Annotated in this window: 18 protein-coding genes and 1 tRNA gene; 17 read left to right on the forward strand and 2 right to left on the reverse strand. The window is 67.7% G+C overall.

The window, feature by feature from the left end:
- The first annotated feature begins 117 nt into the window (after positions 1-117).
- The 11 genes from IT361_16950 to IT361_17000 all read left to right on the forward strand — a co-directional run bounded on the left by IT361_16950 (position 118) and on the right by IT361_17000 (position 11,568).
- Positions 118-200 (forward strand) — tRNA-Leu (locus tag IT361_16950).
- Positions 201-415: 215 nt separating this feature from the next.
- Positions 416-1,411 carry a M20/M25/M40 family metallo-hydrolase gene (locus tag IT361_16955; GenBank protein ID MCC6319363.1) on the forward strand — a complete coding sequence of 332 codons (996 nt, stop codon included), beginning with the start codon at positions 416-418 and terminating at the stop codon, positions 1,409-1,411.
- The gene (lysC, locus tag IT361_16960; protein ID MCC6319364.1) at positions 1,408-2,763 is read left to right on the forward strand and encodes a lysine-sensitive aspartokinase 3; all 1,356 of its coding nucleotides are present in this window, start codon (positions 1,408-1,410) and stop codon (positions 2,761-2,763) included. The genes IT361_16955 and lysC overlap by 4 nt, the downstream gene beginning before the upstream one ends.
- Positions 2,760-3,458, forward strand: a complete 699-nt coding sequence (locus tag IT361_16965) for a 4-hydroxy-tetrahydrodipicolinate reductase (GenBank protein MCC6319365.1) — start codon at positions 2,760-2,762, stop codon at positions 3,456-3,458. The genes lysC and IT361_16965 overlap by 4 nt, the downstream gene beginning before the upstream one ends.
- Positions 3,455-4,345, forward strand: coding sequence for a 4-hydroxy-tetrahydrodipicolinate synthase (locus IT361_16970; protein ID MCC6319366.1), 891 nt, complete (start codon positions 3,455-3,457; stop codon positions 4,343-4,345). The genes IT361_16965 and IT361_16970 overlap by 4 nt, the downstream gene beginning before the upstream one ends.
- Positions 4,345-5,199, forward strand: coding sequence for a 2,3,4,5-tetrahydropyridine-2,6-dicarboxylate N-succinyltransferase (locus IT361_16975; GenBank protein MCC6319367.1), 855 nt, complete (start codon positions 4,345-4,347; stop codon positions 5,197-5,199). Before IT361_16970 ends, IT361_16975 begins: the two co-directional genes overlap by 1 nt.
- 2 nt (positions 5,200-5,201) lie before the next feature.
- Positions 5,202-6,473, forward strand: a complete 1,272-nt coding sequence (gene aroA, locus IT361_16980) for a 3-phosphoshikimate 1-carboxyvinyltransferase (GenBank protein MCC6319368.1) — start codon at positions 5,202-5,204, stop codon at positions 6,471-6,473.
- The gene (gene cmk, locus IT361_16985) at positions 6,448-7,176 is read left to right on the forward strand and encodes a (d)CMP kinase (protein ID MCC6319369.1); all 729 of its coding nucleotides are present in this window, start codon (positions 6,448-6,450) and stop codon (positions 7,174-7,176) included. The genes aroA and cmk overlap by 26 nt, the downstream gene beginning before the upstream one ends.
- 183 nt (positions 7,177-7,359) lie before the next feature.
- Positions 7,360-8,451 (forward strand): radical SAM protein, encoded by a 1,092-nt coding sequence (locus IT361_16990; GenBank protein MCC6319370.1) that lies wholly within the window; start codon positions 7,360-7,362, stop codon positions 8,449-8,451.
- Positions 8,367-9,656, forward strand: a complete 1,290-nt coding sequence (locus tag IT361_16995) for a glycosyltransferase family 4 protein (GenBank protein ID MCC6319371.1) — start codon at positions 8,367-8,369, stop codon at positions 9,654-9,656. The genes IT361_16990 and IT361_16995 overlap by 85 nt, the downstream gene beginning before the upstream one ends.
- Before the next feature lie 124 nt (positions 9,657-9,780).
- Positions 9,781-11,568: a 30S ribosomal protein S1 gene (locus IT361_17000; protein ID MCC6319372.1), complete on the forward strand. Its 1,788-nt coding sequence runs from the start codon at positions 9,781-9,783 to the stop codon at positions 11,566-11,568.
- Between the two features lie 133 nt (positions 11,569-11,701).
- Here IT361_17000 and IT361_17005 read toward each other — a convergent pair whose 3' ends face one another.
- Complete coding sequence (locus IT361_17005; protein ID MCC6319373.1) at positions 11,702-14,299, reverse strand: response regulator; 2,598 nt, start codon at positions 14,297-14,299, stop codon at positions 11,702-11,704.
- An 86-nt stretch (positions 14,300-14,385) separates the two neighbouring features.
- Positions 14,386-15,774 (reverse strand): Si-specific NAD(P)(+) transhydrogenase, encoded by a 1,389-nt coding sequence (gene sthA / locus IT361_17010; GenBank protein ID MCC6319374.1) that lies wholly within the window; start codon positions 15,772-15,774, stop codon positions 14,386-14,388.
- Between the two features lie 110 nt (positions 15,775-15,884).
- Here sthA and IT361_17015 point away from each other — a divergent pair, with 110 nt between their 5' ends.
- From IT361_17015 to IT361_17040, 6 genes are all read left to right on the forward strand, one after another.
- The gene (locus IT361_17015; GenBank protein ID MCC6319375.1) at positions 15,885-17,435 is read left to right on the forward strand and encodes an acyl-CoA carboxylase subunit beta; all 1,551 of its coding nucleotides are present in this window, start codon (positions 15,885-15,887) and stop codon (positions 17,433-17,435) included.
- 27 nt (positions 17,436-17,462) lie between these two features.
- Positions 17,463-18,971 carry an acetyl-CoA carboxylase biotin carboxylase subunit gene (locus IT361_17020; protein ID MCC6319376.1) on the forward strand — a complete coding sequence of 503 codons (1,509 nt, stop codon included), beginning with the start codon at positions 17,463-17,465 and terminating at the stop codon, positions 18,969-18,971.
- Positions 18,972-18,974: 3 nt separating this feature from the next.
- Positions 18,975-20,201, forward strand: coding sequence for a class I SAM-dependent RNA methyltransferase (locus IT361_17025; protein MCC6319377.1), 1,227 nt, complete (start codon positions 18,975-18,977; stop codon positions 20,199-20,201).
- Positions 20,198-20,698: a biotin/lipoyl-binding protein gene (locus IT361_17030; protein MCC6319378.1), complete on the forward strand. Its 501-nt coding sequence runs from the start codon at positions 20,198-20,200 to the stop codon at positions 20,696-20,698. Before IT361_17025 ends, IT361_17030 begins: the two co-directional genes overlap by 4 nt.
- Before the next feature lie 157 nt (positions 20,699-20,855).
- On the forward strand, positions 20,856-23,894 hold the full coding sequence (locus IT361_17035; protein MCC6319379.1) for a SusC/RagA family TonB-linked outer membrane protein: 3,039 nt from the start codon (positions 20,856-20,858) through the stop codon (positions 23,892-23,894).
- Positions 23,895-23,906: 12 nt separating this feature from the next.
- Positions 23,907-25,154, forward strand: coding sequence for a hypothetical protein (locus tag IT361_17040; protein ID MCC6319380.1), 1,248 nt, complete (start codon positions 23,907-23,909; stop codon positions 25,152-25,154).
- The last annotated feature ends 151 nt before the right edge of the window (positions 25,155-25,305 follow it).

A 25,305-nucleotide genomic window follows, 5' to 3' on the forward strand; every position in this document is an offset into this window, starting at 1 on the left:
GAGAGGTCAGATGAGGTGACCACGGACCGCGCGCTGGCCTCAACCACTTTCTGCACGAGTCTCGCTATACTACGCGGGTTGCAGGAACCGCACTGTCGTTGAAGCACGAGATCGCGCGCGAAGGTGGCGAAAAGGCAGACGCGGGGGACTTAAAATCCCCTTCCCGCAAGGGAGTGCGGGTTCGAGTCCCGCCCTTCGCATGGCTGGTGCGGGTGGACGGGGGACGTACGGACTGGGGCGGAGCAAAGGGGGCGGAAGGAATGGTGGACACACGGTCGCCACGTGCTTCGGAATCGGCGGACCGCTTCTTTCGTGCCCCTGCCTCCGTGGACCAATCCGTCACGCGTCCCTCCGTCCATCCGTCTCGATCTCGCCGTCCATCCGTCCTTCGTTCATCCGTCCATTCGTTTGCCCAATGTCTGACGTCGTCGCCCTTGCTGCCGAGCTGCTTGCCATTGAATCGCCCACCGGCGGCGAAGGGAAAGCCGTCGACTTCGTCTCTCGGTGGCTCGTGGGACGTGGTTGGAACGTGACTGTACAGGAGGTGACGCCAGGGCGAGGGAACGTATGGGCCTCGCGTGCGGGGGGCGGCGTAACGCTCAGCACGCACCTGGACACCGTTCCGCCCTACGTCGCGCCGCGTCTCGTCGGCGACAAGCTGATGGGTCGTGGCGCCTGCGACGCCAAGGGGATTGCCGCGGCCATGATGTGCGCCGCCGATGCGCTGGCGCAGCAGGGCGAGGACCGCGTGGACCTGCTGCTCGTTGTTGGCGAAGAGAAAGGGTCTGATGGCGCCCGGATGGCCAATCGCCTGCCGGCCACCAGCCGCTTCCTCGTGAACGGTGAACCGACCGAGAGCCGCCTGGCGATCGGATGCAAGGGATCCCAGCGCGTGATGTTGCGGACCCGCGGGCGGGAGGCGCACTCGGCGTATCCCCATCTCGGCGCGTCGGCCATCGAGCCCATGCTGGCGCTCCTCGCGACGCTCGGTGCGCTGGAGTGGCCGACCGACGAGCGGCTTGGCGCTACGACGGTCAACATCGGGACGATTCGTGGAGGCACGGAGGCGAACATCATCCCCGGGAGCTGCGAGTCGGAGCTGATGTTCCGGCTGGTTGGGGACGTGGAGGTCGTGCGCAAGAAGCTCGAGGCGTGGGTCGGCAAACGCGCGGAGATCGAGTATGGCTCCCACATTCCCGTGCAGTTTTTCCATGTCCTCGACGGCTTTGAGACCGCCCCTGTGGCCTACACTTCCGACATCCCGCTCCTGGGCCGCTGGGGGACTCCGCTGCTCTTTGGGCCCGGCTCCATCCACGTCGCACACACGCCGGACGAGTTTGTTTCGGTGACCGAGCTGCGCGGGGCGGTCGACACCTATCAACGCCTCGTTCGCGAGCTGCTCGCCGCATGATCGTCATCAAGTTCGGCGGCACCTCGGTCGGCGATGCGACAGCGATCGACCGGGCCGCCTCCATCGTGCGCGACCGCTTGCCGCGCCAGCCCATCGTCGTCGTTTCCGCCCTCGGTGGCGCAACCAACGCGCTCCTCGCCATCGCCGGCCAGGCGTCGGAGGGCCAGTTGATCCTGGCGATCCGGGGTGTCGAGGCCCTGCGCGAGCGACACCTCGCTGTCGCCGCGGACCTGCTCTCCGCCGGGCCGATGCTCGACGAGGTCGAGGCGGAACTCTCGGCGTCCTTCGACGAACTCGCCCACCTCGCCGAGGCCCTGTCGACCCTCGGCCACGCCACCCCGCGGTCGCGCGACGCGATTGCGGCGATGGGAGAGATGTTGTCGTCCGTCCTGGTCGTCGCGGCGTTCAGGGAGCGCGGGATCGCCGCGGAGCACGTGGCCGCGACCGAGGTGATGATCACCAACGACCAGTTCGAGAAGGCCGAGCCCCGACCGGATCGCATTGCCGAGGCGTCTCAGCGCGTGTTCCGCTCGCTGGTCGCCCAGGGCCGCGTCCCCGTGGTGGGCGGCTACGTCGGCGCCACCGAACAGGGGATCGTGACCACGCTCGGTCGCGGCGGGTCGGATTACAGCGCGTCGCTGTTTGGTGCCGCGTTAGGCGCCGAGGCCATCGAGATCTGGACCGATGTCGATGGCATGCTGACCGCCGACCCGCGCGTCGTGTCCGGGGCACGGCTGATCGAACGGATCCGGTTCGACGAGGCCAGCGAACTGGCGTCCTTCGGCGCCAAGGTGCTGCACCCGAACACGATCTCGCCGGCGGTGCGGCTGGGCATCCCCGTGTGGATCTTCAATTCGCGACGGCCCGAGGGGAGCGGCACGCAGATCACGTTCGACGCGCCGCGACGACCGGTCACCGCGCTCGCCGGCAAGAGCGGCGTCACCGTGCTCAAGGTTCGCAGCCCGCGCATGCTGCTGCAGCACGGGTTCCTGCGCATGCTGTTCGAGATCTTCGATCGCCATCGCACGTCGGTCGACGTCGTGGCAACCTCGGAGATCTCGGTCAGCGTGACGGTCGACGATGCGACGCACCTCGATTCGCTCGTCGTCGATCTCTCGCAGCTCGGTGACATTTCCGTGGAGCGAAACCGCGGGATCGTGGCGATCGTCGGGGCTGGCCTCACCGAATCCGGGACGGCCATGTCGCAGGCACTCTCCGCGCTGGGCGCGTTGCGCATCCACATGCTTTCGCTCTCGGCCAGCGGCATCAACCTCACGATGATCATCGATGGGGATCAGGTGTCGAACGCGATGGCCAGGCTGCACGAAGCCTTCTTTCCGACGTCGCCATGATCCGCGTGCTTCTGATCGGCGATGGCCGAATGGGTCGGGCCATCGAGGTGCTGGCGCGCGAGCGCGGGCACACCGTCGTTGGGGTCCTGGGCGCGAGCGACAACGTCGGTGGCGCGGGCGTGGCCGCCTGGCGCGATCGGGCCGACGTGGCGATCGAGTTCACCGAACCGGGCGCCGCGGTCGCCAACGTGCGGGCCTGTGTGGCGGCGGGCCTCCCCGTCGTGTGTGGCACTACGGGCTGGGGTGCGCAGCAGGCCGCGGTGGAGGAGGCCGTGTGGGCCGCCATGGGCGCGCTGCTCGTGGCGCCGAACTTCTCCCTCGGCGTTGCGCTCATCACCGCGCTGGTCGAACAGGCCGGCTCGCTCTTCGCGCCACACCCGCAGTACGAGTGCGCACTCGTCGAGACGCACCACGCCGCCAAGAAGGACGCGCCTTCGGGGACGGCGATCGCCCTGCGGGATGCGGCGCAGCGCGCCCTTGGCCGAGAGGTCCCCACGACGAGCGTGCGCGTGGGGAGCGTGCCCGGAACGCACGCACTGCTGTTCGATGGTCCGTTCGAGCAGATTGTATTGAGCCACGAGGCGCGGGACCGACGCGTCTTTGCCGACGGTGCGCTGCGCGCCGCGGAATGGCTCGTGGGCCGACAGGGAGTGTTTTCGATGCGAGACGTATTGGGCCTGGGGCGCCGCCCATGAGCGCGCGCCCACTCACCGGATGCGGGACCGCGCTCGCGACGCCATTCACGACAGATGGCGCCGTCGATGAGCCCGCGCTTCGTGCCTTCGTCGACTGGCAGGTACGCGAGGGGGTGCACTTCGTCGTGCCGTGTGGCTCGACCGGCGAAGCCGCGACGATGTCCGTGGAAGAGCACAAACGCGTCGTGGCCATCACGGTGGAGACCGTGGCGGGGCGCGTGCCGGTCGTGGCCGGCGCGGGCGCCAACGATACGGCGCGGGCCATTGCCCTGACCAAGGCGGCGCGCGACCTCGGCGCCACGCACGCGCTGCATGTCTCGCCCATGTACAACAAGCCGCCGCAGCGTGGCATCGAAGCGCATTTCACGGCGATCGCCGCGGCGGTGGACTTTCCCATCGTGCTCTACAACGTGCCCGGGCGGACGGCGAGCAACATGGAGGCCGGCACGACCCTGCGACTCGCGCGCGTGCCCAACATCGTCGCGATCAAGGAGGCCTCCGGTAATCTCGCGCAGATCGCCGAAGTGATTCGCGAGCGGCCGGCGGGCTTCTCGGTGCTGTCGGGCGACGACTTTCTCACGCTGGCCGTGATGGCCCTGGGTGGGGACGGCATTGTCTCGGTCATCAGCAATGCAACGCCCGCGGCGATGTCGCAGCTCGCGAATGCGTGCGCGGCCGGAGACTTTGACGCTGCGCGCGCGCTGCACCGCCAGCTCACCCCCTGGATGAACGCCGCGTTCGCCGAGTCGAACCCCATTCCGCTCAAGGCGGCCCTGGCCATGCTGGGTCGGATGCAGGACGTGGTGCGGTTGCCCCTCGTTCCCCTGGCCGCCCAGCACCATGCGGTCGTACGGGAGGCCCTCGTCGCCGCCGGAGCGCTCGCCTGATGGGCGGCGACGCGGTCACCGCCCTCGCGGCGCAGGTTGCTGAACTCGCCGCGTACCCGCCAGGCGTGGCGCTTCCCGCGCATGCCGAAATCATCGTCGCGCAACTGCTGGACGCGCTGGAGCACGGTGAGCTCCGCTCAGCCGAACGGGATCCGGCGGGCCGTTGGCGCGCGGTCCCATGGGTGAAGCAGGGCATCCTCCTCGCGTTTCGCGTCGGGCACATCGTGCGCATGAACGACGAGGGGCTCGCGCCGTTCTTCGATAAGCACACGATTCCGGTGCGGCGGTTCACCATCGCCGACGGCGTGCGTATCGTGCCCGGAGGCTCGTCCATTCGCACGGGCGCGTACCTGGCACCGGGCGTGGTCTGCATGCCGCCGATGTTCGTCAATGTCGGCGCGTGGGTCGGCGCCGGCACCATGATCGACTCGCACGCCCTCGTGGGCTCGTGTGCGCAGATCGGTGCGCGCGTCCACCTGAGCGCTGCCGCGCAGATCGGAGGTGTGCTCGAGCCGATCAACGCGAGTCCGGTCGTCATCGAGGATGAAGTGATCGTGGGCGGGAACTGCGGCGTCTACGAGGGTACCGTCGTGCGGGAGCAGGCGGTGCTCGGCGCGGGCGTGGTGCTTACGCGCGGCACGCCGGTGTACGACCTCGTGAAGGAGCAGGTCTACCGCGGGAATGCCAGCGAGCCGCTCGAGATCCCCTCGGGCGCGGTCGTCGTGCCGGGCTCGCGTGCCATCGCCGCCGGTTGGGGGGCCGCACAGGGCGTGGCGATCCAGACGCCGGTGATCGTCAAGTACCGGGACGAGAAGACCGACGTCGCCACGGCGCTCGAAAGCTGGCTGCGTTAGGCATGGCCGGAATTCGCGTGGCCGGATCCCTCCGGGTCCCCGGCGACAAGTCCATCTCGCACCGCGCCCTCATCTTCGGCGCACTCGCCACCGGACCGGCGCACGTGCGTGGCCTGCTGCTCTCGGCCGACGTAAAGGCCACCGCGGCGTCGCTGCGTGCCATGGGATGGCCCATTCCTCCGCTGGCCAGAGAGATGGTCATCGTAGGCGAGGGGTGCCACCCGCGGCGCCCGGTGGCGGAGGCCGCGCTCCCGTGCGCCAACTCGGGCACGACCGCGCGGTTGCTCTCGGGTGTGGCCGCGGCGCAGCGGCACGCCGCCGTCCTCGATGGGGACGACTCGCTGCGCGCGCGACCGATGCGGCGGGTCAGCGAGCCCCTGGAGGCCATGGGCGCGGCGTTCACCTGGCTCGCCGACCACGGTCGCGTGCCAATGCGCATTCAGGGCGGCGACCTCCGGGATCTCGCCTGGCCGATGACCGTCGCGAGCGCGCAGGTCAAGAGTGCGATCCTGCTGGCGGGTGTGTGCGCGGGAGTGCGTGTGCGCGTCGACGAGCCGATCGAGACGCGAGACCACACCGAGCGCTTTCTTCGCGCCGCCGGCGTACCGCTCGAAACCTCGGCTCACACGATTTCCCTCGCGCCCGTCGAGCGACTCGATCCCGTGAACGTCGACGTGCCCGGGGATCCCTCATCCGCCGCGTTCTTCGCGGCACTTGCGGCCGGCGCGGCGCAGGGTCACGTCGTCCTCGAACGCGTGTTGCTCAACCCGCGCCGCACCGGGTTTCTGCGCGTGCTCGAGCGCATGGGCGCGACCATCGGCATCGAGCGGGACGACGAGAGCGCCGGCGACGTGGTGGGCGACATCGCCGTTACCGCGTCGCCCCTGCGCGCGACGACGATCGGTGGCGATGAGATTCCGTCGCTGATCGACGAGATCCCGATGCTCGCCGCGCTCGCCGCGCTCGCCGATGGTGAGACCGTGATCTCGGGAGCCGAAGAGCTGCGCGTGAAGGAGAGCGATCGCATTGCCACGACGGTTGCGAACCTCCGCGCGTGCGGTGTGGACGCCGACGAGCGACCCGACGGACTCGTGGTGCGTGGGCCGGCACGCATCCGCGACGCGGCCATCGCCACCAGGCATGACCATCGGATTGCCATGGCGTTTGGTGTGCTCGGAGCATTGACGCAGCGCGACCTGCGGTTGGATGATCCCGCGTGTGTCGACGTCTCCTTTCCGGACTTCTGGCATGAGCTTGCCCGACTCGTCGGCTGAAGGCTGGCGTCGGGGCCACCTCGTCGTGGCGATCGATGGCCCGGCGGCCTCCGGCAAGTCCTCGACGGCGCAGTGGGTAGCCGGTCGACTCGGGTTTCGCCACGTGGATTCCGGTGCACTCTATCGCGCCGCCACCGCCGCGGCCCTCCGAACCGGCCTCGACTCCGCGGCGTGGTCGCCCGCGTTCGTGCTGGAGCAGGCGTCGCGGGTGACGTTGGTACCAAGCGATACGTCGTTTGCCCCCCGCATCGACGGCGAAGAGGCGGGGGAAGAGATCCGCGGTGCGGCCGTGACCGCCCGAGTGCCACTCGTCGCGCAAATGCAGGTCGTCCGTCAGTGGGTGAATGCCCGGGTCCGCGAAGTGGCGACCCGGTTCGACGTGGTCGTCGATGGCCGCGACATGGGGACGGCCGTGTTCCCCGACGCGGAACTCAAGGTGTTTCTCGTTGCGGATCCCTGGGAACGCGCTCGGCGCCGGCTGGTGCAGCACCTGGGGCGCCGACCCACCGACGACGAGATTGCCGCCGAGACCGAGCTGCTCGTGCGCCGTGACGCGGCTGATGCCACGCAGACCGTGCAGGCGCGTGACGCGGTCCTGGTCGACACGACCGCCCTGACCCAGACCGAGCAGGTGGAGCGGATCGTGGCACTCGCGCGTGTGATCCAGCGCACACGCGCCGAAGCGGGTGAAACGCCGCACTAGACCTGTGGTGCGGAGCGTGGCATCGAGTCCACACCACCTCGACATGGACGGGCCTACATGCTTCCTTAGGCCAGCGTCCCACCGCAGTCGCGGCGGCCCTCGTGTTGCAAGGGAAAGGGGGATCGGTCGTCCTGACCCTACACGTTCGAGCCCACCCGCCGCACACCGAAGGCCTCGCCCCGCATGGATCCCAACTGGCTCCGGAAGCGACTCTACGAGAGCGTGAACTACCGGCTGCGCACCTTTGCCGGGGGCCGGTTCGCGTCGTACTGCCGCCCGCCGTCGATCATTTTTCTGCTGACCGAGCGATGCAACGCCCATTGCCTGCACTGCGACATCTGGAAGAACCGCGGCAGGGAAGACAGCCCTACACAGCAGCAGTGGGAGACGGTGCTCACCGACCTGCGCAAGTGGCTCGGCCCGGTCCAGGTGTCGTTCAGCGGGGGTGAGGCGCTGCTCAAGCCGTACACCATCGACCTCGTCAGGCACGCGCGGTCCCTTGGCCTCTACCTCGAGATTCTCACGCACGGATTCTGGACCGACCAGGGCAAGATCGAGGAACTGGCGCGGGCCAATCCGTGGCGCGTGACACTGTCCTTTGACGGGATCGGCGAGACGCACAGCCGCATCCGCGGTCGCGAGCGGTTCTTCGAGAAGACCGCCGCGTCGATCGAGACGTTCAAACGCGTCCGCGCGGAGCAGAGCCTTGGCTATACGATCCGGCTCAAGAACGTGATCATGTCGCACAACCTGCACGACACGATCAACGTGGCGGCGTTCGCGAATCAGCCCGGTATGGAGGTGTTCTACCAGCCCATCGAGCAGAACTACAACACACCCGAAGACGAGGCCTGGTGGGAAACCAGCGAGAACTGGCCGAAGGACACCGCGAAAGTGGTCGCCAACATCCGGGAGCTGATCGCGCGCAAGCGGCAGGGCTGGAACATCGCCAACAGTGAGGCGCAGCTGGAGGCGATGATCCCGTACTTCCAGCACCCCGAATCCATGCGGGTGGCGACCATGAGTCACAGCGCGCACGAGGTGCGCCAGACCTGTCACGCCCTGAGCACACTGCAGTTTCAGGCCAACGGAGACATCACCGTTTGCAGCGGGGCGCCGCGCGTCGGTAACATCAAGGAGCGCCCGATCCGCGAGATCTGGGAGTCGAGACCGAAGTTCTGGGAGGGAGGATGCTGCCTCGAGCGGCGACTGACAGCCGAGGAACGCGACACGGTCCTCGTGCAGCTGGCCAGCGCGACATCGGCAGCGACCTGACGCGGCCGGTCTCCGCGTCGGCCGACGCGGTGGCGTCCGGGCGGACGATCGTCTCGATCTTCGGTCTCGAGCCGGTCCGCATCGGCGGGGTCGAGGCGTTTGCCCGCGAGTTCTCCGCGCAGCTCGCCGAGTGCGGGTGGCGAAGCGTGTTGTGCTTCCTCGGCGAACCGGCTCCGCTCGTACGTGAGTATCTCGAGCTGCCGAACGTGATCGTCGAGGTGCTGCCGGCCGATCTCAAGGCGGCCACCGCCATCCCCGCCGTCTCTCGGCTCCTTGCCACGTACCGCCCCGAAGTCCTGCAGCTGCAGTTCACGCCATTTCTGAGCCCTATTCCCTGGATCGCAAAGTTGCGCGGGGTGGATCGCGTGTTCTTTGTCGATCAGGGGTCACACCCGGCGGGATGGACCGATCGCGGCACGCCATCCTGGAAGCGGTGGGCGGCGCGGATGCTCACCCTGCCCCTGAGCGCGGTCGTCAGCATCAGCGACTACAACCTTCGGGTCCTGCGCTCACGCGGGTTTCTCCCGGTGCGCAAGACGCTGCGCCTGTACAACGCGGCACAGGTCTCGCGACCGCACGATCGCGCGCTCGGGAACGCCTTCCGCAAGCGCCACGGTGTGCCGCTCGACCGCACGGTGGTCGCCCAGGTCTCGTGGATGATTCCGGAGAAGGGGATCCCCGATTTGCTCGAAGCGGCTCGCCTCGCGCTCGCCAGTGACGCCTCCCTGCATTTTCTGTTTGGCGGCGAGGGCCCCTGTCGCGCGGAATACGAGGCACTGGCGTCGAGCATGGGGCTGGCGGACCGCGTGACGTTCACTGGCCTGGTCCGCGACCCGTACGGCGAGGGGTTGTTTGACGCGGCCGACATCGTCTGCCAGATGTCGCGCTGGGAGGAGGCGTTTGGGTACGTCATCGCCGAAGCCATGGCGGTGAACCGGCCGGTCATCGCCACCCGGGTCGGCGCCATTCCCGAACTCGTCATCGATGGGGAGACGGGGCACTTGGTGGATCGGGGGGACTATAAGGCGGCGGCTCGACTCATCGTGGGCCTCGCGGCGGACGAGACGCTGCGGCGGCGACTGGGACTGGCTGGTCGCAAGCGGGCCGAGCAGGAGTTCAACGTCCGAACCAACGCGGGTGAGGCCCTGCGGCTGTTCGGCATCGACGGGCGTCCCTCGCGTCCTGGGGGCGCGTTGACCGGATAAGTCGGCCCCGGCTATATTTTCAGGCTCGCTTCAAGCGCCCAGTTCCCGGGGCGCCCGCAGGCATTGCCTTCACCCTCAACCTCGCACGCGGCGAGCGCACCAACCGCGGAAGACAGGAGAACCGATGACTGACGTGACTGCCGCTCCCTCTGCTGGCCTGACCGCCGCGGAGAAGCGCAAGGCCCAGATGGGCGAACTGCGCCCCCTGGCCAACCGCCGCCCCGAGCTCTACGACGAGGACGAGTATTCCTCGGCCGAGTACGACCGCATGCTCGAGATGTACAACGGGACGCTCGCTTCGATCGACGAAGGCGAGATCGTCAAGTCCCGCGTGCTCGAAATCCGCGAGAACCTCGTCGTCCTCGACATCGGCTTCAAGTCCGAAGGCACCATTCCGCTCGAGGAGTTCAAGGACCTCCCCGACCTCAAGGTCGGTGACGAAGTCGAGGTCTTGCTGGAGCACCTCGAGGACCAGGAAGGCTCCGTCGTCCTGTCGAAGAAGAAGGCCGATTTCATGCGCGTGTGGGAGAAGATCCGCATCGCGTACGAAACCGACCAGCCGGTCACCGGTACGCTCGTCAAGAAGATCAAGGGCGGCGTCGTGGTCGACCTCATGGGCGTCGACGCGTTCCTCCCCGGTTCGCAGATCGCGCTTCGTCGCGTCCCCAACATCGACGAACTCCTCGGCCAGAAGTACGACTTCAAGATCATCAAGCTCAACAAGCGCCGTCGGAACATCGTCGTCTCGCGCCGCGTGCTGCTCGAGGCCGAGCGCGCCGGCAAGCGCGAGAAGCTCATGAAGGAGCTGCAGAAGGACCAGGTCAGGAAGGGCGTGGTCAAGAACATCACCGACTTCGGCGCGTTCATCGACCTCGGTGGTGTCGACGGCCTGCTGCACATCACGGACATGTCCTGGGGCCGCATCCAGCACCCGACCGAGATGGTGCAGATCGGCATGGAGATGGAGATCAAGGTCCTCGACATCGACTGGGACCGCGAGCGCATCTCGCTCGGTCTCAAGCAGCTGCAGCCTTATCCCTGGAAGGACGTCATCGAGAAGTACCCGGTCGGCACGCGTGTCGCTGGCAAGGTCGTCTCGATCACCAACTACGGCGCGTTCATCGAGCTCGAGCCCGGCATCGAGGGCCTCGTGCACATCAGCGAGATGAGCTGGACCCGCAACGTGCGTCACCCCTCCAAGATCGTGTCGATCGGCGAGAGCATCGAGGCCGTGGTGCTCAAGGTCGACCCGAACGAGGAGAAGATCTCGCTCGGCATGAAGCAGACGGAGCAGGATCCGTGGATGGTGCTGCCGCTCAAGTACCCGGTGGGCGCGCGCCTCAACGGCAAGGTTCGCAACCTCACGTCGTTCGGCGCCTTCGTGGAGATCGAGCCGGGCATCGATGGGCTCATTCATATCTCCGACATGAGCTGGACCAAGCGCGTGCAGCATCCGTCGGAGGTCGTGAAGAAGGGTGACGCGGTCGACGTGGTCATCCTTTCGATCGACGCGGACAACAAGCGCATCTCGCTCGGCCTCAAGCAGGCCACCGAAGATCCGTGGCTGCGCATCGGGGAGACCTATCCCGTGGGCACCGAGTTGCGCGGCAAGGTGGCCCGCCTCATGGAGAAGGGTGTGGTGGTCGACATCGGCAACGACATCGAGGGCTTCGTCCCGTTGTCGCACCTGCCTTCGGACAAGGCCATCGAGTCTCCGGCCGACCTCTGTTGGGAGGGGATGAACCTCGACCTGCGCGTGGTCGAAGTCGATCCGATTCATCGTCGCATCGTCCTCACGGTCACGGACATCCCGGCCGAGCAGCCGCCCAAGCCGGAAGGCCCCGTGAAGATCCACAGCGAAGACGACGTGCCGGAGATCCCCGCGGATCTGCACATCCCGGACGACGAGTAGGATTCGAACCCTCGAAAGTAGTGACGCCCCCGGCAGGTCTGCCGGGGGCGTCGTCGCGTGAGGGCCTTCGTCCTCGCGTCAGGATCTTCGTCCGCGCGTCAGGGGTCTGCGTCCTTCATCCGCGTCCTTCGTCTCAGCCGGCCGTTGCCCCTCGGCGGCTCGACTGTACCTGCGTGGCGGCCAGTACGGCGGCAGACAGCGACGCCTCGTTGAACGGTTTCGGCAACAGCACGCAGCGTTCGGCCAGCGCGGCGTCGATCTGGCTCAACGCCTCCGGGAACCCCGACGTGATCACGACCCCGAGGCTGGGCTGCCGCGCGAGCAGGGCCGTCGCCAGTTCTGCACCGTTCATCTGCGGCATCGTGAGGTCCGTGACGACTGCGTCGAACGGGGGCTCGGCGGCCAGCACCTGCGACAGGCCATCGGGCCCACCGGTCGCGGTGAACGTCACGAACCCTCGAGACTCCAGCAGACGCGCGGCCACGTTCCGCACGGCCGGCTCGTCATCGACCACGAGTACGCGAAGGCTTGGCGCGCCTGTGGGCTCGGCGGCGCCCAGGGTCGGACGAATGGGTTCCAGCGCGCTCGGCGGCTGGCGAAACAACACATGGAATGTCGAGCCACGCCCGGGCGCGGAGTCTACCCACACCGCGCCGCCGTGCTGCGTGACGGCGCCGTAGACCACGGCGAGCCCCAGGCCGGTTCCCTGCGACTCGGACTTCGTCGTAAAAAAGGGCTCGAAGATTCGCGAAATGACGTGAGGCTCCATGCCGGCGCCGCTATCGGTCACGTCCATGCGCACGTAGCGTCCTGGCTCGACGTTCCTCAGGTGTGGGCTGTCGCCGCCACGCGGGACGTCGGCCTCGCGGACGGTGATCGTCAGACGTCCGCGCTCGGGCATGGCATCCCGGGCGTTGGCGCTGAGGTTTACGAGCACCTGGTCGAACTGGCTCCGCTCGAACCAGATATGCGGCGTTCCTGGTGCCACTTCGGTCACGAGGGTGATGTCCGGGCCGAGCAGCCGACGCACGAGCACCTCGCACTCGCGGAGCAGGGCGGCAGGCTCAAGGGCCTGCGCGGCGCTCGGTTGTCGGCGCGCGAACGCGAGCAGCTGCCTCGTGAGGTCCGCGGAACGGCGCGCAACGTCTTCGATCTCGAGGAGATCCTCCCGCGATGGATGGTCGGTGGGGAGTTCGGCCGCGCCGAGCTGCGCGCAGTTCATCACCACCGTCAGCATGTTGTTGAAGTCGTGTGCAATCCCGCCGGCGAACCGGCCGAGGCTTTCGACCCGCTGCGATTGCTCGACCTCGCGCTGCAGCGCGCGCCGCGCCGTGGCGTCTCGCGTGATGACGAGCGCGCCATCGACGGCACCGGTGTCCGAATGACTCGGCACGCACCGCACTTCGGTCCACTGGTCACGCCCTTCGATCGGTGGCGCCGCGACCTCCCGCTCGATGGCGCGGTTTCCGCTGATGCAGCTCGCAGCGAGGGCAGCGATCTCCCTGGCCATCCCGTCGTCGCCGTACACCTCGCTGATGAGGCGACCGGCGATCGACACGCGATCGTGGTGCGTGAGGCGGAGCAGCGCGTCATTCGCGTCGGTGACGCGCAGCTGCTCGTCGACGCGCCCGACGCAGTCCCCGGAGGCGTTGGCCAGTTCGAGGTAGCTCCGCTGCTCGCGCTCGATGCGGTTGAGCGCACCTTCGAAGGCGCTCACCACGGCGGCCAACTCGCGAGTGCGCGGCCGATGCGTCAGTTCGAGCGACAGCTCGTTGCGTGTGATTCGGTCGGCCGCGTCGGCCACGACGCGGACGTCGTCGCCCAGCCAATGTGAGGAGACGAGCCACGCGAGAATGCCGCCGAGCAACGCGCACACGGCGAGGAGGGCCAACTGTCCCCGAAGTGACGCGGCCGCCGTCGCTAGCAACGGCCCGGCCGGCGCCGCAATCGTCGCGATCACCTTGGGGCCGTCCGTGGCCGGAAGCTGGCTGTACGCGCCGACGCGCAACATTCCGTCCCCACCTCGCATGAGAAACGCGCGAGACGTGGAGTCGGTGGTGCTGAAATCGGCCAGAGGGCGATCGACGGCGGAGTCCCGAACGACGCGTCGCCCGGAGTGCAGGATGATCGCGTGCCCGTCGGCCCGCACCAGACTTACGGAGAATCCGCTGTCACTCGCCAGCCGCGCGCGTCGCGCGAACCACGGCAGCGCCAGGTCGGAGGCAAGGTAGAATGTGAGACGTCCGGCGGCGTCCTTCACGGGGTGGATCACCGTCACCAGGGGCGTGGCGCCGTCGCGTGCGAGACGATAGAACCCGACGACATCACGCTGCTCGCGTGCCGCGGTCTGTATCGAGGCTACGTGCGACACATCAGCCAGGTCCGGCGTGAACGGCGTCGTACTGCAGTCCATGCGAAGGCCGGTCGTGATGCGCGTGAGCGTGCCGAGCCGCGGATTGTCGCGCTTCACGTCGGCGAGGAGCGCGTTGCACGCGTCGGATGAGCCGGTGCTCACCACGGGCAAGCGCGCGAGCAGCGAAAGCTGCAGGCGTGTCTCCGAGAAGAGGGCGTTCTGTATGTCGACGAGCTGTCGGACGTCGCGGAGCATGCGTGCCTGACCAACGGCGACGTGCATGCGTCGCGCGTCCAGGCCGGTGTAGAGAATCGCGCCGAGAGCCGGCACCGTCGCGGCGGCCACCGCGAGGACCACGCGGGTACGGAAGGTCAGCACGATGGGGTCAGGAACCGGATAATCATCGACGTGGAGAACGATAGCCCACGCAAGCCCCTCCGTGCAGGGCCGCTCCACTCGGCATGCTACAGGCGGTTGGTGCCATCTAACCCGGCGACCTTGTACGCCTCCGCCAGCGTCGGGTAGTTGAACACGGCATCACGGAAGTACTCGATGGTGCCACCCAGCGCCATCGCCGCCTGCCCGATGTGCAGCAGCTCGGTCGCGCTGTCCCCGATCGCGTGCACGCCGAGGACCCGCCGGTCCTCGCGGTGGAACAGTACCTTCAGGAGCCCCGAGTCCACGCCCATCATCTGTGCGCGAGCGAGTTCGGCGAATCGCGCCTGACCCACCTCGTAGGGGACGCGCTCCGCCGCCAGGGACTCCTCCGTCGCGCCGACCATCGAGATCTCGGGGATCGTATAGATACCGTAGGGCAGCAGGCTCGTCTCTACCGCTGATGCCGCCACGCCGAACATGTGGCTCACCGCAAGTCGACCCTGCTCCGACGATGTGGCCGCGAGCGCCGGAAAGCCGATCACGTCTCCGGCCGCGTACACGTGCGGAACCGCGGTGCGATAGCATGCGTCCACGGCGATGCGCCCGCGCGAATCGGCGGCCAGGCCGACCGCGTCCAGGGCAAGGCGATCCGCGTTCGTCTGGCGGCCGGCGCTGTACAGCAGGACATCACCCCGCACGACGCGCTGACTCGCCAATCGCGCCACGATCCGACCGCGCGCGTCGACGTCCACGCCTTCGAGCGAGTCCCCAAGTCGGAACGTGGCGTTCTGCTGGCGCATGACGTGACACAACATCTCCACCAGCTCGCGGTCGACGAACTCGAGCAGCTGGTGCCGCGCGTCCACGATGCTGACCCGCGTGCCCGCGGCGGAGAACATCGCCGCGTACTCGAGACCGATCACACCGCCGCCGATCACGATCATCTCACGGGGAAGTCCCGGCAGCGAGAGGATCTGATCGGAGTCGATGAACCGCTCGCCATCGAACGGGATGGCGGAGGGTCGCGCGGGGCGTGTGCCACAGGCGACCAGCACGTTCGCGGCGCGGACGCGCGAGACGGATCCGTCGGGCGCGCTCACCTCCACGCAATGCGGGCCCGCAAAAGCGCCGCGGCCGCCGAGCAGCGCGACGTTGTTTCGCTTGAGCTGCGAGCGGATCACCTCCAGCTCGCGCGCCATCACCGATTGCACGCGGAACGTGAGATCGGCAAAGGTGACCTGATCCTTGAGCGAGTAGTCGCGCCCATAGAATGCGCGCTGCCGCAGGCCGCTCAGGTAGAGGATCGCCTCGCGGAGTGTCTTGCTCGGGATGGTGCCGGTGTGCAGGCAAACGCCGCCCACCAGCTCGCGCTGGTCGACGATCGCCACCCGCTTGCCGAGTTTCGCGGCCGCAATGGCGCCACGTTGCCCGGCCGGGCCCGATCCGATGACGACGAGATCGTAGTCGGTATCCATCGTGCACGCTCTCCCAGTCTCTGGAGGTTCGGCAGGCCCCGACGCCGCTGAAGCCTCGCACCCGCGTCGGGGGCTCCGACGGCCCGGCTCGGCGGCTACCTTTCGCGCCCATGACCATTCGCGAGAAACTCGAACTCCTCGAGACCCGACGGGATCTCTCGGAGCAGGGCGGCGGCGCGGCGCGCATCAAGGCGCAGCACGACAAGGGCAAGCTCTCGGCGCGCGAGCGCCTCGACCTGTTGCTCGACGAAGGCAGCTTTCTCGAGACGGATCGCTTCGTGACGCACCGCTCCACCGACTTCGGCCTGGACCAGCAAAAGGTCTACGGGGACGGCGTCGTCACCGGCCACGGGCGGATCAACGGTCGCCTCGTCTATGTGTTTTCGCAGGATTTCACGGTGTTTGGCGGCTCGCTGTCCGAGGCCTTTGCCGAGAAGATCTGCAAGATCATGGACCTCGCCGTGCGCAACGGAGCGCCGGTGATCGGGCTCAACGACTCGGGCGGTGCGCGCATCCAGGAAGGCGTGGTGTCTCTCGGGGGCTACGCGGAGATCTTTCTTCGCAACACCCTGGCCTCTGGCGTCGTCCCGCAGATCTCGGCGATCCTCGGTCCCTGTGCCGGTGGCGCAGTCTACTCACCGGCGATCACCGACTTCGTGTACATGGTGCGCGGCACCTCATACATGTTCGTCACCGGCCCCAACGTGGTGAAGACGGTGACGCATGAGGAGGTCACCATGGAGCAACTCGGCGGTGCGGACACGCACGCCGGCACCTCCGGGGTTGCGCACTTTGCCCACGACACGGAGTTGCAGACGCTCCAGGCGATCCGCGACCTGTTCCAGTACATCCCGCAGAACAACCTCGGCGACGCTCCGCGCGGTACCGGGCGCGATCCGCGCGATCGTCGGGATGAGGCGTTGCTCGAGGTGATCCCGGATCATCCGAACAAGCCATACGACATGCACGAGGTCATCCGTCGGGTGGTCGACGACGGCGAGTTCTACGAAGTCCACCGCGACTATGCGGCCAACATCCTCTGTGGTTTCGCGCACCTCGGCGGCCATAGTGTCGGCATCGTGGCCAACCAGCCGGCGGTGCTCGCCGGGGTCCTCGACATCAACGCATCGGTCAAGGCCGCGCGCTTTGTGCGCTTCTGCGATGCGTTCAACATCCCGCTCGTCACCTTCGAGGATGTGCCGGGGTTCCTCCCGGGCCTGGCCCAGGAGCACGGCGGCATCATTCGTCACGGGGCCAAGCTGCTCTACGCCTACTGCGAAGCGACGGTGCCCAAGCTCACGGTCATCACGCGCAAGGCCTACGGCGGTGCGTACGATGTGATGAGCTCCAAGCACATTCGCGGCGACTTCAACGTCGCGTGGCCGAGCGCCGAGATCGCGGTCATGGGACCCAAGGGCGCCGTGGAGATTCTGTTCCGCCGCGAGATCGCCGAAGCGCCCGACCCGCAGCAGGCGATGGACGAACGCGTCGCCGAGTATACGGAGAAGTTCGCGAACCCCTACGTGGCCGCCTCGCGTGGATACCTCGACGACATCATTGACCCGCGGGATACGCGCCCGCGCCTGATCGACGCGCTCGATGCGCTGCAGGGCAAGCGGGACCGCAACCCTCCGCGAAAGCACGGGAACCTGCCGCTATGAGGCACCGCGAGTCCCCGGAGTGGGCGCATGTTTGACAAACTCCTCGTTGCCAACCGTGGCGAGATCGCGCTGCGCATCATTCGTGCGTGTCGCGAACTCGGGGTGCGCACCGTGGCGGTGTACTCCGACGCCGATGCACAGGCGCCCCACACCCGGGCGGCCGACGAAGCCGTGAACATCGGTCCGGCGGCGTCCAGCGAGAGTTATCTCAGGGGAGACCGCCTCATCGAGGCCGCGCAGCGCGTCGGGGCGCAAGCCATCCACCCCGGTTACGGCTTTCTGAGCGAGCGCGAGTGGTTCTCGCGTGCCGTGCGTGATGCGGGTCTGGTGTTCGTAGGCCCACCGCCGGAGGCGATCGCCGCCATGGGCAGCAAGACCGCAGCGCGGCAGCTCGCGATTCGCGCCGGCGTGCCCGTGGTGCCCGGCACGACCGAGAACCTGCGTGACGCCGATGAGGCCGCGGCAATCGCCACGCAGTATGGGTACCCGGTGCTGCTCAAGGCCGCGGCAGGCGGAGGCGGGAAGGGTATGCGCGTCGTGCGCGAAGCGCAGGAGATCGCATCGGCGCTCGACGCGGCGCGTCGAGAGGCGAAGAACGCCTTTGGCGACGATGCCGTGTACGTCGAGAAGTACATCGAGGGCCCGCGGCACGTGGAGATCCAGGTCCTCGCCGACACCCACGGCACCGTGCTCTCGCTCGGCGAGCGCGAATGCTCGGTGCAACGCCGGCACCAGAAGATGATCGAAGAGGCGCCAAGCGTTGCGGTGTCCCCCGAACTGCGGCAGCGCATGGGCGATACCGCGGTGGCCGCCGCGCGCGAAGCCGGGTACGTCAACGCCGGCACGTGCGAGTTCCTGCTCGACCGCGATGGCCAGTTCTACTTTCTGGAGATGAATACGCGCCTGCAGGTGGAGCACCCCGTGACGGAGCTGGTCACGGGGCTCGACATCGTGCAATGGCAGATACGCATCGCCGCGGGGGAGCGGCTCCCGTTCCCGGCCAACATGACACCGCGTGGCTGGGCCATCGAATGCCGCATAACGAGCGAAGATCCCGCCAACGGCTTCCTGCCGTCGACGGGACGCATCGAGTTTCTTCAGGTGCCGTCGGGTCCGGGCGTGCGCTGGGACGGCGGGATCGAAGCCGGCAGCTCCATCGGGCTCCACTATGATCCCATGCTGGCCAAGCTCATCGTGTGGGGCGCCACGCGTGAGGACGCCGTCGCGCGCATGAAGCGCGCCTTGTCGGAGCTGACCATCGTCGGTGTCGAAACGTCGCGGGAGTTTCACTTGCGCGTGATGGAAGACGCCGAGTTCCGTCGTGGCGACATCGAGATCCAGTGGCTGGAGCGGCGACTGCCTTCGCTGGTGAATGCGCCGGCTCCGGACGCCGGCGTCCGCGTTGCGGCCATCGCCGCGGCGCTCATCGCCGATCGGGATCGCGGGCGCGCGCGCCCGGCCCCGGCGGCGAACCATCAGACGGGCTCGATGCCGGATGCCTGGAGACTCGCCGCGCGCCGCGACGGCCTGCGATAGCCCGTGGCAGAGACGGCGATCGTGCGCATCGCGAGCATTGCGGCCGGTGGTGCCGGAGTCGGTCGCCTCGACGGCCTCGCGGTCTTTGTGCCGCGCACCGCGCCCGGGGACGAGGTGCGCGTGAGCCTGCGGCGTCGCGCGCGTCACGCTGAGGGCCGCGTGCTCGGGCTGCTCGTGCCCGGGCCGTCGCGCGTGTCACCCACGTGTCGACACTACGAGCGGGACGCCTGCGGGGGATGTCAGCTTCAGCATCTCGACTACTCCGCCCAACTCGAGGCCAAGCGGGACGTGGTGGTGCAGGCGTTCCGACGCATCGCCCGCCGCGAGGTTGGTGTGCCGGACGTCGTACCGTCGCCGGCGCGCTGGCAATACCGCAACAAGCTGACGCTCACCTTGCGGCGCGCCTCGCACGGGTGGGTCGGTGGGCTGCGACGCTACGACGATCCGGATGCGATCTTTGCGCTCGAGGAGTGCCCGATTACCGCGGACGGCGTGCTCGCCGCCTGGCGCGAACTCATGGCGGCGGCCGCGTGGCTCCCGGAGGCCGGCGAGTTGCGCGGCATGATTCGGCACACCGCGTCCGGTGCGGTCCTGCACCTCACGGGGGGAGTGAGCTGGCCGGGTGCGTCGGAGTTTGTGGCCAGCTGTCCGTCGTTGGAGGGGATCACATGGGCCGACGACCGCGGGGCGGCGCACGTGGTGCGCGCCGGCGGCACGATCGGCGCGGATTCGTTTGCCCAGGTCAACATGTCATTGGCCGGCGCGTTGCATGATCACGCGGCGTCGCTGGCGCTCGCACGCGGTCCGGAGCGGCTCATCGACGCGTATGGCGGGAGCGGCGCGATCGCGCGGCGCCTTCAGGGTCCGGATCGCACGCTCGTCCTGATCGAGCTGGATGCGGCGGCAACGCGGGTGGCCCGCGCGACGCTCGGTCCTGCGTCGCGCGTGGTTACCGCCCGCGTGGAGTCGGTCCTCGCGGACGAACTCCCTGCCGATGCCGTCGTCCTCAATCCTCCGCGGGCGGGCGTCGATGTGCGCGTGTGCCACGTGCTGGAGCAGGCGGCCGCGCGGCCGGCCACGCTCGTGTACGTGAGCTGCGATCCCGCCACGCTCGCACGAGACGTCGCGCGCCTGCCTTCGTATCGCGTGGCGTCGCTCACGCTGTTCGACATGTTTCCGCAGACGGCCCACGTCGAGGTCGTGTGTGAACTGGTTCCGGAGGCGGCATGAAGTACGTGGTGGACGTAAACGGTACGCGAGTTGACCTCACCCTCGCCGAGGGCGGCGTAAGCGTGGGCGAGACGTTCGTGCAGGCCCACCTTATGGACGTGGAAGGCACACCAGTCCAACTCGTGCAGCTGGCTGGCGAAGTGCATCGGGTCGTCGTACGGCGGGGCGAAGCGCGTGGCGCCTACACCCTCTGGATCGACGGCCATCGCTACCAGGTCGACGCCCTCGACGAGCGCACGCGCACCATTCGAGACCTCACAGCCGATACGACGGCCTCTGGAGGGCCGCGACCGCTCGTGGCTCCCATGCCGGGGCTCATCGTGCGCGTGCTCGTGCAAGCGGGAGACGTCGTCACCGCGGGCCAGGCCGTCGCCGTCATGGAGGCCATGAAGATGGAGAACGAGCTGCGCTCGGCGAGCGGCGGTACCGTCAGGACGATCCTGGTCCAACCGGGGGTAGCTGTCGAGAAGGGTGCCCACCTAATAGAGTTCGCGTAGGTCAGGGTTCGCGCTTCACCCCCGCGCCGGACGCCTGATCCCTTTCGGTCCGCTCCCGCCGAACAGCACTCGTTCGGGCGGTGCGGGCTGCCACTGCCCCCCGGGCGGCGAACTGCCTGCCTGTGAGGGTCATCTCCCATCTCTCCAGGAGAGGCGTATGCGAAGGATGTCTCGTTGGAGCAGGACGCTCCTCGGCGCGCTGGTTGGCGTCGCGGCGCTGGCGGGGAACGCCTCGGCACAAGCCGAAACCGGCACCGTGACCGGTACGATCACGGACAGCGAATCGCGGCTCCCGATGGAGGGGGCCCGAGTGGTCGTTGCAGGAACGACCCTCGAGACCCAGACCAACGGGCGCGGTGAATACCGCCTCGTGGGCGTTCGACCCGGCGTCGTGCAGATCGGGGTCATGCGCATCGGGTACCGAGCCGGGTCCGACACCGTGCGTGTCGCCGCGAACGGCACGGCCACGTTGAACTTCTCACTGACCCGGACGGTGACGACGCTGCAGGAACTCGTCGTGACCGGCACGGTCGGGAACCAGGAGCGACGTGCCCAGCCCGCGCAGGTGGCCTCGGTGTCCGCGACGGACATCAAGGAGACGGCCGTGGTCAACACGGTCAACGACATGTTGCAGTCGCGCGTGCCGGGAATCGCCGTCAACACCGCGTCGGGGACGGCGGGGACCAACCGCACGATCCGCATCCGCGGCGCGTCGTCGATTTCGTTGTCCAACAACCCGATCATCTTCATCGACGGCGTGCGGTTCAACGAAGGCACGGTGAACCTGGGCCTCAACGGTCAGCTGACCGACCGCCTCAACGACCTCAACCCGGACGACATCGAGAGCGTCGAGGTGGTGAAGGGCCCGGCAGCGGCCACGCTGTACGGCGCGGACGCATCCGCGGGCGTCATTCAGATCATCACCAAGAAGGGCCGGGCGGGTCAGGCGTCCTTCCAGCAGACCGTGCGCGCGGAGTACGGGCGCTCCGATCTCGACTGGACCCCGCCGAGCAACTTCGGCGCATGCACGGCGGCATCGGTCGCCGCGAACAGCCCCAACCCGCTGTGCCGCGGCAAGACGGTTGGCCTCCTGGTGAGCGACAACCCGCTGACGCGTGAAGGGGGTATCCGCACCGGCTCCGACCAGCTCCTCGGCTGGACCGGCCGTGGCGGTGGCCAGAACTACGGCTACTTCCTATCGGCGAGCGCCGACCGGACCATCGGCACGCTTCCGAGCAACGATTTCCGTCGCTACTCGTGGCGGTCGAATTTCAACTGGATCCCGAACGCCAAGGTCACGCTCGAGGCGGGCGTCAACTCGATCTTCTCGAAGGCGGTACTCCCTGACAACGACAACAACATCTACGGCTATCTGGGCGGCGCCCTGCTGGGCTCTCCGCTCACCCGCCGAGACGACGGTGTCGCGTCGCAGGACGGCTGGTTCGGCTTCAACCGTGGCGTGGCGGCCATCGCGGCCATCCAGAACGAGCTCGATACGCGGCGCAACATCCTGAATCTGAGCGCCACGTACCTGCCAACGCCCTGGCTCAAGTCCCGCTTCACGGCGGGTGGCGATCTGCTGAACGATGAGGCCACGCGGTTCTTCCCCAAGAACACCGCTACGAACTACTCGGGCGATCTCAACCTCGGCAACAATACACAGACCCGCATCGGCATTCAGCGCTACACGCTCGACTGGATCAACGACGCCAACCGGTCGTTCGGCAGCGAGAACCAGCTGCAGGCCACGTTGTCTGCCGGCTTCCAGGCCATTGCCACTCGCAGCGATAACATCGGTGCGGTGGGGCAGGGCTTCGTGACGAACGCTGCGAACGTGATCACCAATGCGTCCACGACGTCCTCGTCGCAGTCCCGCACGGACGTGCGGCAGTACGGATGGCTCGGCCAGCTCGGCCTCAGCTACCGCGATCGCATCTTCCTCCAGGCCGGCGGTCGTCTCGACGACTTCTCGGCGTTTGGTCAGGCCACCGAACCCATCTTCCTGCCGAAGGTCGGGTTGTCGTGGGTGTTGTCGGAAGAAGGTTGGTTCCCGCAGTCGAGCCTGATCTCGTCGTTCAGGTTCCGTGCGGCGTACGGAACGACCGGACGCGCCCCCGGCGCCGGTGCGGCGCTCCAGACGCTGCAGGCCGCGCCGTATGCCAACCAGGTGGGATCGTCGATCACGACGGAAGCCGGCGCCGTGCCGCTCAACCCGGGCAACACCGATCTCAAGCCCGAACGCGGTGTGGAGTACGAAGTTGGATTCGACGCCTCGTTCCTCTCCGACCGCGCGCGTGTCGAGCTGACGTATTTCAACAAGACCTCGCGCGACCTCATCCTGCAGCCACAGCTCCCGCCGTCGCTCGGGTTCCAGCAGAACCCGTTCAAGAACATCGGTGAGGTGCTCAACAGCGGCCTGGAAGTCGGCATCACGGCCGAGATGCTGCGCAAGCGCAACTTCCAGTGGGAGACGCGGCTCAATTTCAACACGCTGCATAACGAGCTCGTCGATCTCGGTGAAGTCGCGCCGTTCGGAACCCTTAACCGCTTCACCGAAGGGTTCCAGCTGGGCTCGTTCGTGTCCAAGCGCATCAAGAACATCAACACGACCACGAAGGTCGTGACGGTCGCCGACACGTTCGAGGTGGTCGGGAATGCGCTGCCCACGTTCGAAGCGGCGTGGAGCAACACCTTCACGCTGTTCCGGAACCTGCGGATCAGCACGCTCATCGACACCAAGCAGGACTTCTACATCTACAACCTCACGAACTACTTCCGTGAGACGCAGCTCGTCCGTTCGGACAACCGGCTCGACCCGACCAAGCTGTCGGAGCTGGAGCGGCTGCGCCGGTACGGAAACCCCACGCCGGGGCAGCCGGCCTTCGTGCAGCTCAACGGCGCCGGAACCACGGTCGACCAGGCGCGCGACGGGTTCCTGCAGCCGGGCGACTTCATCCGGTTCCGCGAGCTCGGCGCGACCTACAGCATTCCGACGCGCTACATGCCGCGGGTGCTCGGCACCCGTGCGGCCTCGATCGGCCTCGCCATGCAGAACGTGGCCCTGTGGACCGACTACGAAGGCGCCGACCCGGAACTCGTCAGCAGTCCCACCGAGGCGTTCGGGGTGGGCCGAACCGATTTCCTCACGCTTCCGAACCCGAAGCGTGTGATCCTCCGCTTCAACGTCTCCTTCTAACGCGAGGCCTACATGACGACAACAACTCGCGCCTTCGGGCGCCTGCTGGGTGCCGCCGCGGTCCTTGCGAGCGTGGGCTGCACCGAGTTCCTCACCGTGGAGAATCCGAACGTCGTCGACGTGTCGGCGATCGACCCGGTCAAGGACGCCGCCACGCTCGCGCTGTCGGCGCAACAGAACTACGCCGTGGCCATGGGATGGTCGGTGATGTACTCCTCGTGGTTCAACGGCGAGAGCATCGTGGCCGAGACCTTCCCGACGCGGAACGAGTTCGGACGACGCGACACCAACGAGTCGAACGGATCGCTCTCGGGTGATGTCTGGGTGCCGATCTCCCTGGCTGCTGCCTCGGCCAAGATCGTGCTTAACCTGAACCTTCCGAACCCGACCACGAACATCAACTACGCGCGGGCCGCGACCTGGCGTGGGTATTCGTTCGTGACGATGGCGCAGGACTTCTGTAGCGGTGTCGTGGACGGCGGTCCCGAACTGACCACGGCCGCGATGCTCGACTCGGCGGTGGCCAATTTCACCAACGCCATCACCATCGGCTCCGCGAACGCCACGGCAGACGGTGTTCAGTTGGCCAACATTGCTCGCGTTGGTCGCGCTCGCGCGCACCTGCAGGCGGGACGCGGCGCTCAGGCGGCGGCCGACGCCGCGGCGGTTCCGTCCGGGTTCTCGTACTCGTTCCCCATGATCGACAACCTCGCGCAGCGCACGCGGCTCGGGAATCGGTTCTGGCAGTTCACATCCGACCGCGGCTCGATCGGGGTCTCGGAGATCTTCCGCGTACGTCCCGACAACCGCGTGCCGTACAAGACGCCCGCCGAGCACTCCCTGGCGCCGCAGGACGCCTCGACCGGCGCGTTCTTCATCCAGAACAAGTATCCCGCGTTCAACACGCCCGTGCGGGTCGCGTCCAAGCTCGAGGCGGAGTACATCGCCGCCGAAGTTGCCGGACCGGCCGCGCAGCAGACGCTGATTGCCGCACGGCGCTCGGTGGCCGGCGTTGGCCCGTACACCGGACCGACCGACGCAGCGAGTGTGCTCAAGGAGTTCCTGTGGCAGAAGTCGCTTGACTTCTACCTCGAGGGACAGCGCCAGGGCGATTGGCGTCGCCACCCGACGGCCATGACGGGGATTCCGGTGCCCGGGCAGGCCTACTTCAAGCCCGGTTTCCCGGCGATCGCAAGCAAGACGTGTTATCCCCTTCCGATCACGGAACGCGACAACAACCCGAACCTGAGCGGCAAGTAGCGGCTTGGGCGGGAAACTTCCGGGCTCGACCCCGGAAGTTTCCCACCGTCTGGTTCCATCAAGCGCCGTCGGACCCCCTGGGGTCCGGCGGCGCTTGTCGTCCAGGCCCGGGCGGGGCGTCGTGGGTACGTCCTCTGTCGCGGGAGGTGCG

This window comes from Gemmatimonadaceae bacterium (assembly GCA_020846935.1).
GTDB lineage: Bacteria > Gemmatimonadota > Gemmatimonadetes > Gemmatimonadales > Gemmatimonadaceae > RBC101.

Coding starts and splice junctions, on each gene's coding strand:
- IT361_17020 (MCC6319376.1), top strand. CDS start 17,463: ATGTTTGACAAACTCCTCGTTGCCAACCGTGGCGAGATCGCGCTGCGC.
- sthA (MCC6319374.1), bottom strand. CDS start 15,774: ATGGATACCGACTACGATCTCGTCGTCATCGGATCGGGCCCGGCCGGG.
- IT361_16970 (MCC6319366.1), top strand. CDS start 3,455: ATGAGCGCGCGCCCACTCACCGGATGCGGGACCGCGCTCGCGACGCCA.
- IT361_16965 (MCC6319365.1), top strand. CDS start 2,760: ATGATCCGCGTGCTTCTGATCGGCGATGGCCGAATGGGTCGGGCCATC.
- lysC (MCC6319364.1), top strand. CDS start 1,408: ATGATCGTCATCAAGTTCGGCGGCACCTCGGTCGGCGATGCGACAGCG.
- aroA (MCC6319368.1), top strand. CDS start 5,202: ATGGCCGGAATTCGCGTGGCCGGATCCCTCCGGGTCCCCGGCGACAAG.
- IT361_17035 (MCC6319379.1), top strand. CDS start 20,856: ATGCGAAGGATGTCTCGTTGGAGCAGGACGCTCCTCGGCGCGCTGGTT.
- cmk (MCC6319369.1), top strand. CDS start 6,448: ATGAGCTTGCCCGACTCGTCGGCTGAAGGCTGGCGTCGGGGCCACCTC.
- IT361_17030 (MCC6319378.1), top strand. CDS start 20,198: ATGAAGTACGTGGTGGACGTAAACGGTACGCGAGTTGACCTCACCCTC.
- IT361_17040 (MCC6319380.1), top strand. CDS start 23,907: ATGACGACAACAACTCGCGCCTTCGGGCGCCTGCTGGGTGCCGCCGCG.
- IT361_17000 (MCC6319372.1), top strand. CDS start 9,781: ATGACTGACGTGACTGCCGCTCCCTCTGCTGGCCTGACCGCCGCGGAG.
- IT361_17015 (MCC6319375.1), top strand. CDS start 15,885: ATGACCATTCGCGAGAAACTCGAACTCCTCGAGACCCGACGGGATCTC.
- IT361_16975 (MCC6319367.1), top strand. CDS start 4,345: ATGGGCGGCGACGCGGTCACCGCCCTCGCGGCGCAGGTTGCTGAACTC.
- IT361_16955 (MCC6319363.1), top strand. CDS start 416: ATGTCTGACGTCGTCGCCCTTGCTGCCGAGCTGCTTGCCATTGAATCG.
- IT361_16995 (MCC6319371.1), top strand. CDS start 8,367: ATGCTGCCTCGAGCGGCGACTGACAGCCGAGGAACGCGACACGGTCCT.
- IT361_16990 (MCC6319370.1), top strand. CDS start 7,360: ATGGATCCCAACTGGCTCCGGAAGCGACTCTACGAGAGCGTGAACTAC.